The 15,861-nt window shown below is 63.8% G+C and carries 10 protein-coding genes; 8 read left to right on the top strand and 2 right to left on the bottom strand.

Annotated elements, in window-relative coordinates; genetic code table 11:
* The first annotated feature begins 63 nt into the window (after positions 1 to 63).
* From EEB13_RS31405 to EEB13_RS31410, 6 genes are all read left to right on the top strand, one after another.
* Complete coding sequence (locus tag EEB13_RS31405) at positions 64 to 1,137, top strand: hypothetical protein (RefSeq protein WP_187328503.1); 1,074 nt, start codon at positions 64 to 66, stop codon at positions 1,135 to 1,137.
* Positions 1,138 to 1,247: 110 nt separating this feature from the next.
* Positions 1,248 to 2,597, top strand: coding sequence for a protease (locus tag EEB13_RS07240; RefSeq protein ID WP_045064168.1), 1,350 nt, complete (start codon positions 1,248 to 1,250; stop codon positions 2,595 to 2,597).
* Between the two features lie 150 nt (positions 2,598 to 2,747).
* Positions 2,748 to 4,058: a S1 family peptidase gene (locus EEB13_RS07245; RefSeq protein ID WP_141484918.1), complete on the top strand. Its 1,311-nt coding sequence runs from the start codon at positions 2,748 to 2,750 to the stop codon at positions 4,056 to 4,058.
* Positions 4,059 to 4,476: 418 nt separating this feature from the next.
* Positions 4,477 to 7,752 (top strand): (Fe-S)-binding protein, encoded by a 3,276-nt coding sequence (locus EEB13_RS07250; RefSeq protein WP_141484919.1) that lies wholly within the window; start codon positions 4,477 to 4,479, stop codon positions 7,750 to 7,752.
* A gap of 230 nt (positions 7,753 to 7,982) precedes the next feature.
* Complete coding sequence (locus EEB13_RS07255; RefSeq protein WP_141484920.1) at positions 7,983 to 8,891, top strand: hypothetical protein; 909 nt, start codon at positions 7,983 to 7,985, stop codon at positions 8,889 to 8,891.
* Between the two features lie 207 nt (positions 8,892 to 9,098).
* The gene (locus tag EEB13_RS31410; RefSeq protein ID WP_187328504.1) at positions 9,099 to 9,242 is read left to right on the top strand and encodes a hypothetical protein; all 144 of its coding nucleotides are present in this window, start codon (positions 9,099 to 9,101) and stop codon (positions 9,240 to 9,242) included.
* Here the strand turns inward: EEB13_RS31410 and EEB13_RS07260 are convergent.
* Positions 9,230 to 11,158 carry a prolyl oligopeptidase family serine peptidase gene (locus EEB13_RS07260; protein ID WP_141484921.1) on the bottom strand — a complete coding sequence of 643 codons (1,929 nt, stop codon included), beginning with the start codon at positions 11,156 to 11,158 and terminating at the stop codon, positions 9,230 to 9,232. The genes EEB13_RS31410 and EEB13_RS07260 overlap by 13 nt on opposite strands.
* 103 nt (positions 11,159 to 11,261) lie before the next feature.
* Between EEB13_RS07260 and EEB13_RS07265 the strand changes: the two genes are divergently transcribed.
* Entirely contained in the window at positions 11,262 to 12,515 is a 1,254-nt protein-coding gene (locus EEB13_RS07265) for a pyridoxal phosphate-dependent aminotransferase (protein WP_033235721.1), read from the top strand.
* Positions 12,516 to 12,969: 454 nt separating this feature from the next.
* Positions 12,970 to 14,235 carry a YibE/F family protein gene (locus EEB13_RS07270; protein ID WP_033235722.1) on the top strand — a complete coding sequence of 422 codons (1,266 nt, stop codon included), beginning with the start codon at positions 12,970 to 12,972 and terminating at the stop codon, positions 14,233 to 14,235.
* A gap of 1 nt (position 14,236) precedes the next feature.
* Here the strand turns inward: EEB13_RS07270 and EEB13_RS07275 are convergent, their stop codons facing one another.
* Positions 14,237 to 15,835: an Hsp70 family protein gene (locus tag EEB13_RS07275; protein WP_141484922.1), complete on the bottom strand. Its 1,599-nt coding sequence runs from the start codon at positions 15,833 to 15,835 to the stop codon at positions 14,237 to 14,239.
* Between the last annotated feature and the right edge of the window lie 26 nt (positions 15,836 to 15,861).

A 15,861-nucleotide genomic window follows, 5' to 3' on the forward strand; every position in this document is an offset into this window, starting at 1 on the left:
GTTTCCACAGCCAGTGCATATTTTTTGTGCGATGCGATGCGATAGCCATATTAGGGGGACGCGGTGACCTGGGGAGTCGGACTTGATGTCGGCAACACACGTTGCACTGCGGTGCTCGCCGTGCCCGACGCCGAACCGGTGATCATCGACCACGAATCCGTGCTGCACCACGCGCCGGACGGAACTATCGCACTGGGTACTGCCCACACACATTCACCGGGCGTACGACGGTTCCTCGACCGAGTCACTACCGACAACGAAGCGGCTCCCACCCAGCGGACGCGCGGTGAAGAACTGGTCGCAACCGCGCTGTACTGCCTCGTTGCGGAAGTGCACAGCCTCACCGATCAGCCGCTGCGCATTGTCGCCGCCATCCCTCCCAACTTCTCGGCTCGATCTGTGGACACGCTGCGAACCGCGCTCGACAGCATGGATCTCGACTACATCGAACTTGCGCCCTACTCCGCGACCCTTGGCGCCTACAACCTCGATTCCGACATCACCACGGGTGAACGCTCGGCACGGGGAGCCGCGATTCTGGCTGTTCCCCGCGCGCCGATTGCTGCTGTCCCCGACATCGAGCAGGCGCCGGAGACGGAAGACATCCTCAGCACAGATGACGCACCGAGTCGGCGGCCCGTCTACCTCGCAGCCGCCGTCGCCGGTCTCTTGACTGCCGCGGCCTGCGCGCTCGCGGTGTTGATCGGTAACGCCCCCACAACGCAGGTGCCGGAAATTCGTGACGCCGCCGTCCCGGCGTATGCCGAAATAGCGCCGCCCACCGATCCCGCGCCCCTTCGCGAGGTTCCGATCCAATTCCCCACTGCCGCGCCCGTGGCCGTCGTCCCACAGAACCGCACGCCGACCCCGCGATATCAGGCTCCCACCCAGGACGCCCTTCTGGTCGACGAGTTCGACGACGTTCCGACCGAAGACGAGAGCGTCGAACCGCTCGCATCCGAGATCCCCGCCGTGGACGACTACGACGTTGGCGGCGAACAGACCGATCCCGTCGACCCTGGCACAACTGATCCGGAACCGGTCGATCCGCAGCCTGTCGATCCCGAACCGGTCGACCCGCAGCCTGTCGACCCGCAGCCCGTCGATCCCGAACAGGCACCAGAAACAACTCCCTAGCTGCACATATCGACTTCCCTCGACCTAGGCGCCCGACCTCACATCGGAGCCTTCCCCTATGGTGGGGCGGTACCTTCCGGCGTTACGGCCGAAAGACTCGAAGGGATTTCATGCGTAACTCGTCGGCGATCCGGACCGTTCTGGTCGGCGCCTCGGCACTTCTGCTCGCAACATCGTTCTCAGCTACAGCTTTGGCGCAGCCGGCAGAACCCACATCCGAATCATCAGTCGAACAGCTCTCCGCGGATCAGCTACCCGCCGAACTGGTCGAGGCGATCAGCCGAGATCTGAAGATTTCCCCACAGGAATATCTCGATCGCGCCGCCAAGGCCCAGGAGTTGGGTGCGTACGCGGAAAGCTTCCGGTCCTCGCGCCCCGGCGATTACGCGGGCTCGTGGATGAACCTCGACGGTCAACCGGTTGTGGCAGTAACCAGCGCCGATGCAGCACGCGTCGCCGCAGCCGACGGATTCGTCACGCATGTGGCACCGGTCTCCGCAGGCAGTCTGGAACAGAGCCTTGCCGACGTCAACGGATGGATCGCGAAACTGCCCGGCGATATCGCGACGGCAGTCAGCTCCACCTCCATCGACGTACTGAACAACCAGGTTGTCGTCGACGTTGCCAACAGCCCCGTCGGCAAGGCACTCAACCTGCCCACGATGCTCGAGAACACCAAAATTCGGCTCAGCCCGGATGGCGGCGGCGCGATCGACGCTCGCGCACTCGGCGGCGACATCTATGTCACGTCACCGGGTCCGATCCGCGAGACACCGACCGAGGACATCTCCGTCTGCTCGTTCGGATTCAATGCCGTCGACAGTCACGACAATGCGCTCAATATCAGTGCGGGACACTGCAATAAGGCCGAGGGAACCGCTGCACCCGTCTATCTGCCCAACCCGCAGAACATCGACGACAGCCTCCAGGTCGGCAACTTCGCCCAGTCCGCGGTAGGTAAGGCCGGCGAAGAACTCGACTACTCCGTCATCAAGCTCAACCAGGCAGGCGTCGACGCCGGACTCGACCGCGCATCGGTGCGCGGCGCCGGTGGCACGACACTCGAGATCACGGGCACCGCACGCCCCGTCATCGGAGCACCGATGTGCAAGTCCGGTCAGGCCAGCTCGTTCACGTGTGGCGTGGTCGCAGCCGATCAGGTCGAAATCCAGCTTGTCCGACCCGGCGGCGAATCGCGCACCGTTCGCGGCTTTGCCGGAACAGCATGCACGCTCGCGGGCGACAGCGGCGGAGCCATCGTCACCGGAACTCTGGCTTTGGGAATCACGAGCGGTTCCAACAGCACCGGCGCACCCAACTGCACCGAAGCGAATCTTGTCCTCGCCATGTCGGGTGGGACCACGAACATCGGAATCCCCGTCGACAACATCACACAGGCCGCAGACGCAGCCTCCGGCGGTGGCGTCGGATCCGGAATCCGGGTTCGCACAATCGGCTGATCACTGAAACTCACTCGTTGTAACGGGTGGGATTCGTGGGGAAGAACCCGTTATAGTCGTGTGCGACTGCGATACGGCTCGCCGAAAGGCGGGCCGTATCCGCGTGCACCCAGGGGGGCCGCACGCGGTCAATGAAGCGGAAAGGCCCACATGCGAAGCTCCACCGCACGTCGCGCCGCAGTGTTCGGCTCGACGATGCTGCTGCTCCTCGGACCGATTGCCGCTGTTGCGAGCGCCGAACCATCGACGCCCGGTGTGTCCGACCAGGCCGCACATCTGCCCGTCGAACTCGCCGAGGCACTTCAGCACGATCTGGCATTGACGCCTGATCAGTACCTGACGCGTTCGGAACTCGCGCAGAAACTTGCCGAGTTCGCAGACATCGCGCGGGTGCAGTTCCCCGACAGTTTTGCCGGAGTCTGGCTGGACGACCTCGGGCAGGCCGTTGTTGCACTGGCCTCCGGGCAGAGCAACGATACAGCTCGCTCGGCCGCCGAAAAAGCCGGTTTCCAGGTCAATGACGTGGCACAAAGTGAATCGGCATTGCAGAACGAGGTGTCCGCACTCAACACCTGGCTCGAGTCGCAGCCACCTGCCGTCGCAGATCTCGTTCGCGGAATCGCCATCGACGTTGTCGGAAACGGCGTCGAGTTGACCGCAGATCCGGCAGCCGGACTGACCCTGCCGGACTTCCTGAACACAACCGTCCGCCACGCCGCCGTCCCGATCTCCGTGCCGCCGATCGTTGTCGACCTCCTCCCCGCCACCGGTTCCCTGACCGGCGACGCCGCACTCGGCGGCGACGCGTTCGGCGGAATCTCCGGCTTCAACGGGTTCAAATGTTCCTTCGGTTTCAACGGAACCGATGCCTCCGGTCGCACGGTCAACATCAGCGCAGGACACTGCGACCCCAACCGCATCGCCGCAGGCACGCAGTACGCCTCTGAAGCCTTCCCGCTCGTCAACAACCAGCCGGGACCGCGAGTGGGATACTTCGCCAAGAGCGTGTTCGGGCCGCGGGACTACTCGATCATCAACATCGACGACCAGGCGAAGTACCGGTTCGACAACAACAGCGTCCGGGTTCCCTTCAACCGATCCGTCAACATTGACGGGGTTGCCGATCCCGTTGTCGGCGCACCGGTGTGCAAGGCCGGATCGACCACCGGCTACAGCTGCGGCGTTGTCACCAGCGTCAATCGCAATGCAGTGGTCTCGGAGCAGCCGATGTCCAACCTCTTCACCACCGACATCTGCGTCCTTCAGGGCGACAGCGGCGGCCCGATCATGACCGGCACCCGGGCACTGGGCATCACCAGCGCGTCGACGGTCGCAACATCTTCCTTCTGCGAGGTCGCTCGGGCGGCGACACTCATCGGCAGCCCTCAGCCGATTCAGTACGGAACGCCCATCAAGGACATCCTCGCCGAAAACCCCGGCTTGAAAGTCCGCGACTACTGATCGCACCGCACCTTCTGTGGCCCACCTCCTGTCGAGGTGGGCCACAGTTTTTTGTCGAAAATGCGCCCTTTCCCCCCGCCCCTACCGGTGCGAACGTACCTTTCATCGCCCTGGATGCGCCGAAAGGTACGTTCGCTCCGGACGGGTCGGTCGGTACCGCCAAAACAGCGCAGATGGCAGGTTAGGGCTGCCTGATTAACAGGGGCGAGATGCACACCACCTAACGTGACGGTAGATAAGTTTGCGCAGCGGCCCAGCCCGTCGTTGCGGAATAATTGATCTCGCCAGGCCAAGCATGGTTACTCGCCGGTATACATGGTCGACACATCAAGCTACTGGTGGGTAACATATGGCAGGTTAGTATCAGTGGGCTCTTACCAGGTGGCCGACGCGTCGCCCTGAAATGAAAGGCCGCGACATGAATGCCCTGACGATCACGTTGGGCACCATCGGTGTGCTGCTGAGCCTCGTGTGTTGGTATTCCTTCATCGGTGGCGCGCTCAAGATGGTGAAGGTCGTCCAAATCGGCCAATCAGCACCAGACCGCTGGCGTCCGTTCTTCCCCCGCTTCAAGCAGATGGTCATCGAGTTCATCGCGCACACGCGCATGGCGAAGTTCCGTACCGTCGGCTGGGCTCACTGGCTTGTCATGGTCGGCTTCCTGCTCGGCGCCATCGTCTGGTTCGAGGCTTACGGCCAGACGTTCAACCCCGAGTTCCACTGGCCGATCTTCGGCAACTGGGCCATCTACCACCTGGTCGACGAGATTCTGGGTCTTGGCACCGTCATCGGCATCACCACGCTGATCGTCATCCGCCAGCTCAACCACCCGCGCCTGCCGATCCGCTTGTCCCGCTTCGGCGGCTCGGATTTCAAGGCCGCCTACTTCGTCGAAACCGTTGTCCTCATCGAGGGCCTCGGCATGATCTTCGTGAAGGCCGGCAAGATCGCGACCTACGGTCACGCCAATCCGTGGACCGACTTCTTCACCATGAACCTGGCCAAGCTGCTCCCGGCCAGTGCCATGATGGTGGCCATCTTCGCGTTCATCAAGCTGATGTCCGGCATGATCTGGCTGTACATCGTCGGCCGCAACATCACCTGGGGTGTTGCCTGGCACCGCTTCTCCGCGTTCTTCAACATCTACTTCAAGCGTGAAGACGACGGAACCGTTGCTCTCGGCGCGGCAAAGCCCATGATGAGCGCGGGTAAAGCCCTGACGATGGACAACGTCGATCCCGACACCGACACCCTCGGCGCCGGCCAGATCGAAGACTTCTCCTGGAAGGGCTGGCTCGACTTCACCACGTGCACCGAGTGCGGCCGCTGCCAGTCCCAGTGCCCCGCCTGGAACACCGGAAAGCCGCTCTCTCCCAAGCTCCTCATCATGTCGCTGCGTGACCACGGCTACGCCAAGGCCCCGTACCTGCTGGCCGGTGGCCGCAAGGACATGGGCGGCGACGAAATCGGATTGGTCGACGCCGACGGCAACGTCAACGAAGCCGCCCTCGCCGCAATCCCCGAGGCCGCCCGCCAGGAAGCCGAGCGCAAACTCGTCGGCGAGACGGTCGAGGGTGAACTCGCACCGGTCATCGATCTCGAAACCCTGTGGAGCTGCACCAACTGCGGCGCCTGCGTCGAACAGTGCCCGGTCGACATCGAACACGTCGACCACATCATCGACATGCGCCGCTACCAGGTCCTGATCGAATCGGAGTTCCCGTCCGAGCTCGCCGGCCTGTTCAAGAACCTCGAGAACAAGGGCAACCCCTGGGGCCAGAACTCCAAGGACCGCCTCAACTGGATCAACGAGATGGACTTCGAGATCCCCGTGTACGGCAAGGACGCCGACACATTCGAGGACTACGAGTACCTGTTCTGGGTCGGCTGCGCCGGCGCCTACGAAGACCGCGCCAAGAAGACCACGAAGGCTGTCGCGGAACTGCTCGCGACCGCGGGTGTGAAGTTCATGGTCCTCGGCGCCGACGAAACCTGCACCGGCGACTCCGCTCGCCGCGCCGGCAACGAGTTCCTCTTCCAGCAGCTCGCGCTGCAGAACATCGAAATGCTCAACTCCGTCTTCGAAGGTGTCGAGCAGAAGAAGCGCAAGATCGTCGTCACGTGTGCGCACTGCTTCAACGCCCTCGGCAACGAGTACCCGGAGGTGGGCGGCGACTACGAGGTCGTGCACCACACCCAGCTGCTCAACCGCCTGGTGCGCCAGAAGAAGCTGATCCCCGTCGCGTCGGTGAGCGAAGACATCACCTACCACGACCCGTGCTTCCTCGGCCGCCACAACAAGGTCTACGACGCACCCCGTGAACTCATGGAAGCATCCGGCGCCAAGCTCGTCGAAATGCCGCGTCACGGCGAACGATCCATGTGCTGTGGTGCCGGTGGCGCCCGCATGTGGATGGAAGAGAACATCGGTAAGCGCATCAACGTCGACCGCGTCGACGAAGCGCTGTCCACCAACCCCAAGAAGATCGCAACGGGTTGCCCCTTCTGCCGTGTCATGCTCAACGACGGCGTCACCGCACGCCAGGAACAGGGCAAGGGAGAAGGCGTCGAGGTTGTCGACGTCGCACAGCTGATGCTGAACTCCGTCACCCGCCTCGAACCCAGCCAGCTCACCGAGAACATCAAGGTGATCCCGCGTGAGAAGGCACCGGTTGCCGCGGCACCCGTCGTCGAAGAAGCCGCACCCGCGGCCGAGCCCTCAGCTCCGGCCGCTACCCCGGCAGCACCCGCTGCCGCCGGCAAGGGCCTCGCAATGAAGGGTCTGGCCAAGGCACCCGGCGCGAAAGCACCCGGCAAGGGACTCGGAATGGCAGGCGGGGCAAAGGCTCCCGGTGCCAAGAAGGCTGCTCCGGCAGCTGCCGAAGCTCCCGAGTCTGCAGCACCCGAAGCTGCACCCGCCGCAAAGCCCAAGGGCCTCGGCCTGGCCGGCGGAGCCAAGGCTCCCGGTGGCAAGGGTCTGCAGATGAAGGGCGCTGCCAAGGCACCGGGCGCAAAGGCTGCAGCCGCACCCGCTCCTGAAACTGCTGCACCCGAAGCCGCTGCTCCGGCCGCACCCGCCAAGCCGAAGGGTCTGGGCCTGGCGTCCGGCGCCAAGGCTCCCGGCAAGGGCTTGCAGATGAAGGGTGGGGCCAAGGCTCCGGGCGCAAAGGCTGCTGAAGCTGCACCTGCTGCACCGGCCCCTGCTGCTGAGGCCCCCGCCGCACCTGCTGCCGAGGCACCCAAGGCTGCGCCGGTTGCCAAGGCCGGCGGGCTCGGATTCAAGTCGGGCGCAAAGGCTCCCGGTGCAAAGAAGGCAGCTCCCGCTGCCGCAGCTCCGGCTCCCGTTGCGGAAACCCCGGCGGCTCCTGTTGCCGAGGCACCCGCCACTGAAGCACCGGCTGCCGAGACTCCCGCTCCTAAGGCTCCGCCGGTTGCCAAGGCTGGTGGGCTCGGATTCAAGTCGGGTGCAAAGGCTCCCGGTGCACGCAAGGCAGCGCCCGCTGCTGCAGCACCGGCTCCCGCTGCCGAACCGGTAGTAGAAGCAGCTGCACCTGAAGCTCCGGCTGCTGAGGCACCCGCTGCCGAGGCACCAGCCACCGAGGCTCCCGCTGCGCAGGCCCCCAAGGCTCCCCCGGCCGCAAAGCCGGGCGGGCTCGGATTCAAGGCAGGCGCAAAGGCTCCCGGCCGCAAGTAGTAATCACGTCATCGAACGCCCTCGCCATCACGGCGGGGGCGTTCGTGTTTGCCAGGCTCGTAAGCGAGCAGGGTTTCTGGGTAGCGAGCACCCCTTCCAGCTCGCCGGAACCCTTGCTCACTGCACACAAACACTGCTCACTACACACAAACCATGCACACTGCGCGACCTATCCACAGCACAGAAACCCGTCGGCCCAGACGGGCTCCGATACACCAGGATTGTTCGGCATGGGGGAACAACCGCACATCGTCCGCAGACCCGAGCATCTCGCCACCGGCGGCACCGACTCCGAGATCCGTCGCAGCTGTTCACACGGCGACTGGACCCGCCTACATCGCGGCGCCTACGTGTCGACGCAGCCGTTCTCCGAACTCGACGCACATGCGCGCCATCGTCTGCAGGTCCACGCGATAGCCAGGGCAGCCAATGCCGACGCAGTTGTCAGTCATACCTCCGCGGCAGTACTGCACGGCCTGGAATTGTGGAACACTCCGCTCCGCCTGGTTCACCTGACTCGAAACCGTCGAGGTGGCGGCAGCACGTCCACTCACAGGCAGGTGCACTCTGCGTTGTTCACCACGGACGAAGTCACGACCGTCGACGGTCTGCGGGTGACAACGCTTGCGCGCACGGTAGTCGACCTCGCCCGTTCACTGCCGTTCGAGCCGGCCCTGGTCGCGGGGAACTCAGCGCTGCACCGAACACCGCTCGCTCTGGCCGACATCACCTCGAATCTGGCTGGGGTGCCGCGCCATCCGTCGCACCGCCATGCCTTTCATGTGATCGACGCGATGGACGGCCGGATCGAAAGCGTCGGCGAGTCACGGAGTTTGGCGCTCTTTGCCTCCGAGCACTTGCCGATGCCCGAACCGCAAGTTCAGATCGGTGATGCTCGTGTCGATTTCCTGTGGCGCGAGCATCGCACTGTCGGGGAGTTCGACGGCCGGGTCAAGTACGGCCGCTTCGTTCCCGTCGGCCGCACCCCTGGGGATGTGCTCTGGGCGGAGAAGCTCCGCGAAGACCGTCTGCGGGATGCGGGTTGGCAGGTGGTTCGGTGGACGTGGGCGGACTTGTCGACGCCGCAGGTGGTCGCAGATCGGACCCGTACGGCGTTCAACCGCGGCCGCATCCCATAGCCGGCCGCCCAGCCAACCCTGCAAGTGAGCACAGTTTCTGTCCAGTGAACACCCGTACCAGCGTGCCGCACACCATGTTCACTGCGCACAAACCATGTCGGCTTCCCCACAACCACTGATCCCCCGAGGACCAAGTACCCGAATTGTCCGCTTGGCCATCCGCCAAGAGTTCAGACCGGTTAGTCTGCAGCCACGCGGACTCTTGCAGTGGCAGTGACACTTACAGTGGCACTCACCCTCTTCCCCGGCACTGCAGGAGCCGCAACCAACGGCTGTACGTCGGTGACTCATCTTGTCCCCGAGAAGAACTGGGCGGTCACGATCCTCCTGGGCAGCAGCTACACCTCGTGAGTCCACAGCTTCAGCTGCGGAACACCTGGCGGCGTGAACCCGAGCACCTGTCCGTAGAAGGACAGTTCCGCGTTGCGGGAACTGATGATCGTGGACTGCTTACGGAAGCCGTGGGATTCGCCTTCGTAGGCCAGGTAGGCATGCGGAATGCCCTTCGATACCAGTGCATCTCGAAAGCGTTCGGCTTGTGACGGCGGAACGATCGGATCGTCGAGACCTTGCAGCAGCAGGACCGGGCAGTTCAAACCGTCGACGTTGTTGAGCGGTGCGCGCTCCGCGTACAGCGCCGCCGATTCCGGCAGCGGCCCGATCAGTCCGTCGATGTACCGCGATTCGAAGTCATGGGTTTCCTTGACAAAGCCGTCCAGTTCGGCCACGCCGTAATAGGAAGCGCCGCATGCAAACACGTCGGAGGTTGTCAACGCCGCCAACACGGTCCAGCCACCCGCAGATCCGCCTTCGACGGCCAGGCGGGCAGGGTCGGCAAGCCCCTGTTCGGCGAGTCCCGTGACGGCGGTGATCACATCCTGGACATCTACGACGCCCCACTGGCCACGCAGACGATTGCGGTACTCGCGGCCATATCCGGTGGATCCGCCGTAGTTGACGTCCACGACGCCGATTCCCCGACTGGTGAAGTAGGCGTACACGAGGTTCAGAGCTGGCGCTATGTGCGCGGTGGGTCCGCCATGCACGAAGGCGACGTACGGCGGGAGTTCACCGTCTTGGCCGCGGTAGCGGGGATTGCGGGGCGGGTAGGCAAATGCGTGGACTTCGCGGCCGTGCCCGTGTGCAACAACGGTTCGAGCTTCGGGGAGATAAGCAGATTCGGGAAGCGCGTCGACGGACAGGCGAACATCACGCAGCGCGCCGGTGCCGAGGTCCAGTTCACGCAGTCCGGTAGCCAGTTTTGCGCCGCCGCTTTTGATCAGCAGCTGATCATCGCGCACCTGCATGAGTCCGATGCTGGTGACGCCGGAGACGTCGATGTCGCGCAAGTCGCCGGTTTCCGGATCCAGCACCGCGAGGGTATCCGTGCCGAAAGTGCGCACGGTCAACAGTTTTCCGTTGCCGAGCACCTCGTACCAGCGGGCGCCGAACTGCCACAGCGCGTCACCGAAGTCGGCATCAACCTGGCAGAGCGCGGCCACGTCTGGACCCACGCGATAGATATTCCACCACCCGCTGCGATCGCTGACCACGTACAGTTCGTCGCCCGATATCCATTCCGGTTGCAGCACTGACTCTTCCGTGCCGCCGAGAAGAACTCGATGCGGACCCGCTACGCCGTCGACCAGATCCGCAACCCGCAGTTCGGTTCCGTCCCAGGGCATCTGCGGGTGATTCCACGCGATCCAGGCGATCTTGCTTCCGTCCGGGGAGGGCCGCGGGTATGCAAGGAAGTCCGAACCGCCGACGATGGCGCGAATCTCGCCGGATCCGTCGAGCGGAATGGCGCAGATGTCGCGCGTGATCGTGCCGCCTGGCGCGTGGGACTCGCGCACTGCCCACACGTCGGCTCCGACGATCGACAGATCCGCGTATCGCACCGATGACGACGTCGGGGGTGTCAATGCTCGCGGCCTGAGACCTTCGAGGATGTACACCCGCTGATCGGAGAACTCACTGAAAACCAACCGCCCGGCGTCCGTGACCGTCCACGCGCCGCCGCCGTACTCGTGAACTCGGGTGCGTGCGTTCCACGGCGCGGGCAGTACGTCGACGGGCTGATCGTCGAGCCCCAACCGTCGGATCGCGACGCGCCCGCCTTCGGTTGGCCGCAGCTCCGCCCACCACACCTCGTCACCGACGTAGCGGCCACCTTCTACCGGGTGACCTCCGTTGGCCAGATCTGCTGCGTCGATGGGCGAGGCCCACGATCCGTACGGGGCTGCGATCACGTCGGTCGGCGTCATGCGCCCCAGAATAAGCCAACCGACGTGTAAGCCAACCGAACAGACGGCACCTTCTGTCGTGCCCGGAAGAATCCACTTGCGCACAGGTGGAATCATGTAACTCGTGAGCACACCAGAACCCGTCCGCCATCGTCAGCCGCAGCGCGAGCTGGAGCAGTCGTCGAAGCTCCAGAACGTCCTGTACGAAATCCGTGGACCGGTGCACGCGCATGCCGCCCGGTTGGAGGCGGAAGGGCACCGGATCCTCAAGCTCAACATCGGAAACCCCGCACCGTTCGGTTTCGACGCACCGGACGTGATCATGCGCGACATGATCGCCGCTCTTCCCTACGCTCAGGGGTACTCGGAGTCCAAGGGCATTTTGTCGGCCAGGCGCGCGATCGTGACTCGGTACGAGCTGGTTCCCGGCTTCCCCGAGGTGGACGTCGATGACATCTACCTCGGCAACGGCGTGTCCGAGCTGATCACCATGACAATGCAGGCCCTGCTCAACAACGGCGACGAGGTGCTGATCCCAGCGCCGGACTACCCGTTGTGGACGGCAATGACCAGCTTGTCCGGTGGAACTCCGGTGCACTATCTGTGCGACGAAGGCAACGACTGGAATCCCGATATCGCGGATATCGAATCCAAGATCACCGACAAGACCAAGGCCTTGCTGGTCATCAACCCGAACAACCCTACGGGTGCGGTGTACTCGATGGAGATTCTCCAGCAGTTGGTCGATCTGGCGCGCAAGCATCAGCTTCTTCTGCTCGCTGACGAGATTTACGACAAGATCTTGTACGACGACGCCAAGCACATCTCGCTTGCGTCGTTGGCTCCTGATCTTCTGTGCCTGACGTTCAACGGTCTCTCGAAGGCGTATCGCGTTGCGGGCTACCGTTCGGGTTGGGTGGCGATCACCGGCCCGAAGGAGCACGCCGGCGGTTTCCTCGAGGGTCTCGACCTCTTGGCGTCGACGCGCTTGTGCCCGAATGTTCCGGGTCAGCACGCTATCCAGGTGGCGCTCGGTGGCCATCAGAGCATCGAGGACCTCATCCTCCCGGGCGGACGCCTGCTCGAGCAGCGCGATGTCGCATGGGAACGCCTCAACATGATTCCGGGTGTCTCGTGTGTCAAGCCGCGTGGTGCGCTGTACGCGTTCCCTCGCTTGGATCCGAATGTTCACGAGATCCACAACGACGAGAAGTTGGTTCAGGATCTTCTTCTGCAGGAGAAGATCCTGATGGTTCAGGGAACGGGCTTCAATTGGCCCGATCATGACCATTTGCGAATCGTTACCCTTCCGTGGGCCCGTGACCTCGCTGTCGCAATCGAGCGGTTTGGCAACTTCCTTACGAGTTACAAACAGTAGGAAGCTGGAAACCCACTGGCCACGGCCATGGACGTTTGACCAGTTTGTTTTTCTATGGATGCCCCGCACGGATAAATGTGCGGGGCATTCGTGCGACCTTGGTCACAAATTTCCGAAACCAATCGGTTTGGTTGAGTGTTTGACTAGTCGCGACCTGCCGCTACGGTAGAAACAGCGCAATTGGTCCGATAACCGTTGTAAATTAGTAGCAAGACAATGCACCAGATTGGTTTGAAATTGGGTACATTGGTTTCAGCACTTCGGTGCCGCGAGCACCTGGTATCCCTCCCCCCCCTGTGGATACCAGGTTGGTGGCGGGGACAACCCCCCCTGTTCCCCGCCACCCAGCTCGAACTCTTCCTCTCCAGCCGCCAAGTCCGGTGACTCACCTGTTCACAGCAACTGCCGCTAACATGGCACCGGTGCAAATCCCCAGTCCGACACTCAGTTTCCGATGAGCCACGGTCACGGCCATGGTCATGACGGCCCACTCCACATCGGAGCCACTGCTGCCCGCGTTGTCGTCGGCATCCTCACCGTCGTCGGTCTAGCCGTACTCGTCGGCGTCATCGCTCTGTGGCCGGACAAGGCCAACCTCGACATCCCGTTGCCGTTTCAGAACTCCGACGGCGGGTCAGTGGTCACGGAGGCCGGCACGGTCACCCTCCAGGAGATCGGCGCCTGCGGAAGTGTCTCGGCGGGAAGACCATTCGTCGGCGAACCGGCACCCCCGGCGAATACGAGTTATCAGTGTCAGCGAAGCATCGTCGACATCGAATCGGGTCCGAACGCCGGTACCCAGACATTGCTGGAGATCATTCCGGGTCCCGGCCAACCTGATTTGCGAGTCGGCGAGCATATCCGTCTGCTGCGCCAGACCGATCCGACCGGGGCGACGCAGTATTCCTTCGAGGACTATTCACGCGGATTGTCGCTGACGCTCATCGTCGTGGCTTTTGCCGTGGTGATCATCGCTGTTGCCCGGTGGCGCGGATTGCGGGCACTTCTCGGGCTTGTGGTGGCGTTCGGCGTGGTGGTCGGCTTTCTGCTCCCCGCCTTGTTGGACGGAAAACCCGCGATACCCGTTGCGCTGGTGTCGGGCGCCGTCATTTTGTATGCCGTCTTGTACCTCGCGCACGGGGTCTCGCTCCGAACCAGTTCTGCGCTTCTCGGAACCCTCGCCGCCATGGTTCTTGCTGCGGTGCTGTCTTACCTGTCGATCGAACTGACACAACTCACCGGGCTATCCGAAGAGCAGAACACCAACGTGCAGACCTACATTCAGCACGTCGACATCACCGGACTCCTGCTCGCAGGCTTCATCATCGGCTCGCTGGGTGTGCTCAACGACGTCACGATCACCCAGGCGTCGTCGGCATTCGAGTTGGCGCAGTTGGACAAGGGCGCGACCCGACGCCAGGTGTTTGCCGGCTCGATGCGCGTGGGTCGCGATCACATCGCCAGTACCGTCTACACCTTGGTCTTGGCCTATGCGGGCGGCGCTTTGCCGTTGCTGCTGTTGTTCAGTGTCAGTGGCCGTCCGCTGGGCGACGTTCTGGTCGGCGACGCCGTAGCCATCGAAATCGTGCGATCTGCTGTCGGCGGCATCGCGCTTGCGCTGTCGGTTCCGCTCACGACGGCTATCGCAGTGCTCCTTGCCCGTCCGCCGGGAAGTTCGACGGCCACCGCATCGAACGGTGGGCGTCACTCCAAGCGCTAGCTCACAAACCGGGGATGGGCGGCAGAACGGGAAGCAGGATCGGGGGCAGCCCGGGAATGTACAGTGCGGGCGGCGGCGCCGGCGCAGGTGCCGGCGGGACGTACGGCGCCTCGTAGGGTGCCTCGTACACGGGAGCTTCCTCCGTCACCGGAGGCGGCTCTGTTGTGGTGGTAGGCGGCGGTGTTGTGGTGGTGGTCGGAACCGTCGTCGACGGCGTTTGTGTTGTGGTGACCTCTGTTGCTACCGGGCCGGCTTCGCCCGAATCGCCGAACACCTTCCCGCCGTAGCCCATTCCCAGACCGACGATGACGATCGCGGCAACAACACCGGCTCCCAGTCCGGCGAATCGGAACTGCCTGCCTGACTCCGGGGTGGTTGTCTCGTCGTGCGAAGTAGCGGCGAGCCAGGTGGGTTGTCCCCCACTGACGTCCTCGTGAACAGCCGAGTACGCCTGGGCATCGACCATGACGGGTTCTTTGACGTCTGATTCGTCGCTGTCGTAGTCGGCGGCTGGTTGAGCCTGGGTCGGTACTGACTCGGGTGCGGGCGCCACCTGCGCATGCGCGGGCGCATGGAGATCGGCACTAGCCGGCGCAGGCCCTGGCCCGGTCATCGTTGCAAGGCCACCGTGGGCGAATGCCTGGACGGGCGCCGGCGCCACAGCAGGAGTGTTGATCGGGTACGGCGCAAAGATCGGCGCCACTGCCGGGGCCGCAACAGTCACGGCGGGCGCAGCGACGGGTTCTCTGCGGGGCGCGCCGCCCGCGAGCAGTGCGGCTCCCTGCGTGGCGAGGAGGTCTGGCTGTTCCGGCGCTATGACGGGGATTTCGATCCACCGTTCCAGCACGGTGCGAATGATGGGGACTCGGGCGCCGCCGCCGATCAGTACAACGGAGTCCGGGCGCCGACCGGAGGTGGCAACCACCTCACGGACCTCTCGGGCCAGAGCCTCGACGCTGGGCGCGACCAAGGAGTCGAAGACTTCTCGGGAGAGGAGTAGTAATCCGCCTGGTCCGGGGAGGCAGACTGCGCTGCGGGTCGAGAGTTGTTCCTTGGCCAGTCGGCTCCGGGCTTGGAGTTCTGCGATGCCTTCGGGATCGGTAGGCGTCGCGATGCGACGTCGTTCGGTTTGGTCGAGGTAGACGAGTGCGTCGAACTGATCGCCGCTGACTTGACTGGATCTGGCGGTGACGACGGTTGCACCGGTGGTGCGATCGAGGACGTCGACGGTTGCGCCGGTGGCACCGAGGTCGATGACCACCAGGGTGTTCTGTGCGCCCAGCGTTCCCGGCTCCTCGAGCATCCGCAGAATTGCCGCCGATTCGGGTATCAGCCGGTAGTTGTCGATCCGGCCACGATCAAGTGCCTGGCTGAGGGCGCCTGCCTGACTCTGATCGCGGTAGACGACAGCGACGGAGTTGTCTTGGCCGGCGAATTCCGCGAGCGCGACGCGAATGGAATCGGCTGCCACGTCTTCGGGGGTTTCGTGTCCGCGCACGATCGCTCTGGATCGAAATACCGGCCCACCGTGCTCCGGCGCTCCTGGGCGTGCCAAGCGCACAGCGCTCGCCCCCACTGTTACACCGAGCACCAAGTTCATGAGCCACCTTCGTCGACTGCAAACAG

This window comes from Rhodococcus sp. WS3, assembly GCF_003797085.1.
GTDB classification, from domain to species: Bacteria; Actinomycetota; Actinomycetes; order Mycobacteriales; family Mycobacteriaceae; genus Rhodococcus_F; species Rhodococcus_F globerula.

Coding starts and splice junctions, on each gene's coding strand:
- EEB13_RS07255 (WP_141484920.1), top strand. CDS start 7,983: ATGGGGGAACAACCGCACATCGTCCGCAGACCCGAGCATCTCGCCACC.
- EEB13_RS07240 (WP_045064168.1), top strand. CDS start 1,248: ATGCGTAACTCGTCGGCGATCCGGACCGTTCTGGTCGGCGCCTCGGCA.
- EEB13_RS07270 (WP_033235722.1), top strand. CDS start 12,970: ATGAGCCACGGTCACGGCCATGGTCATGACGGCCCACTCCACATCGGA.
- EEB13_RS07275 (WP_141484922.1), bottom strand. CDS start 15,835: ATGAACTTGGTGCTCGGTGTAACAGTGGGGGCGAGCGCTGTGCGCTTG.
- EEB13_RS07260 (WP_141484921.1), bottom strand. CDS start 11,158: ATGACGCCGACCGACGTGATCGCAGCCCCGTACGGATCGTGGGCCTCG.
- EEB13_RS07250 (WP_141484919.1), top strand. CDS start 4,477: ATGAATGCCCTGACGATCACGTTGGGCACCATCGGTGTGCTGCTGAGC.
- EEB13_RS07245 (WP_141484918.1), top strand. CDS start 2,748: ATGCGAAGCTCCACCGCACGTCGCGCCGCAGTGTTCGGCTCGACGATG.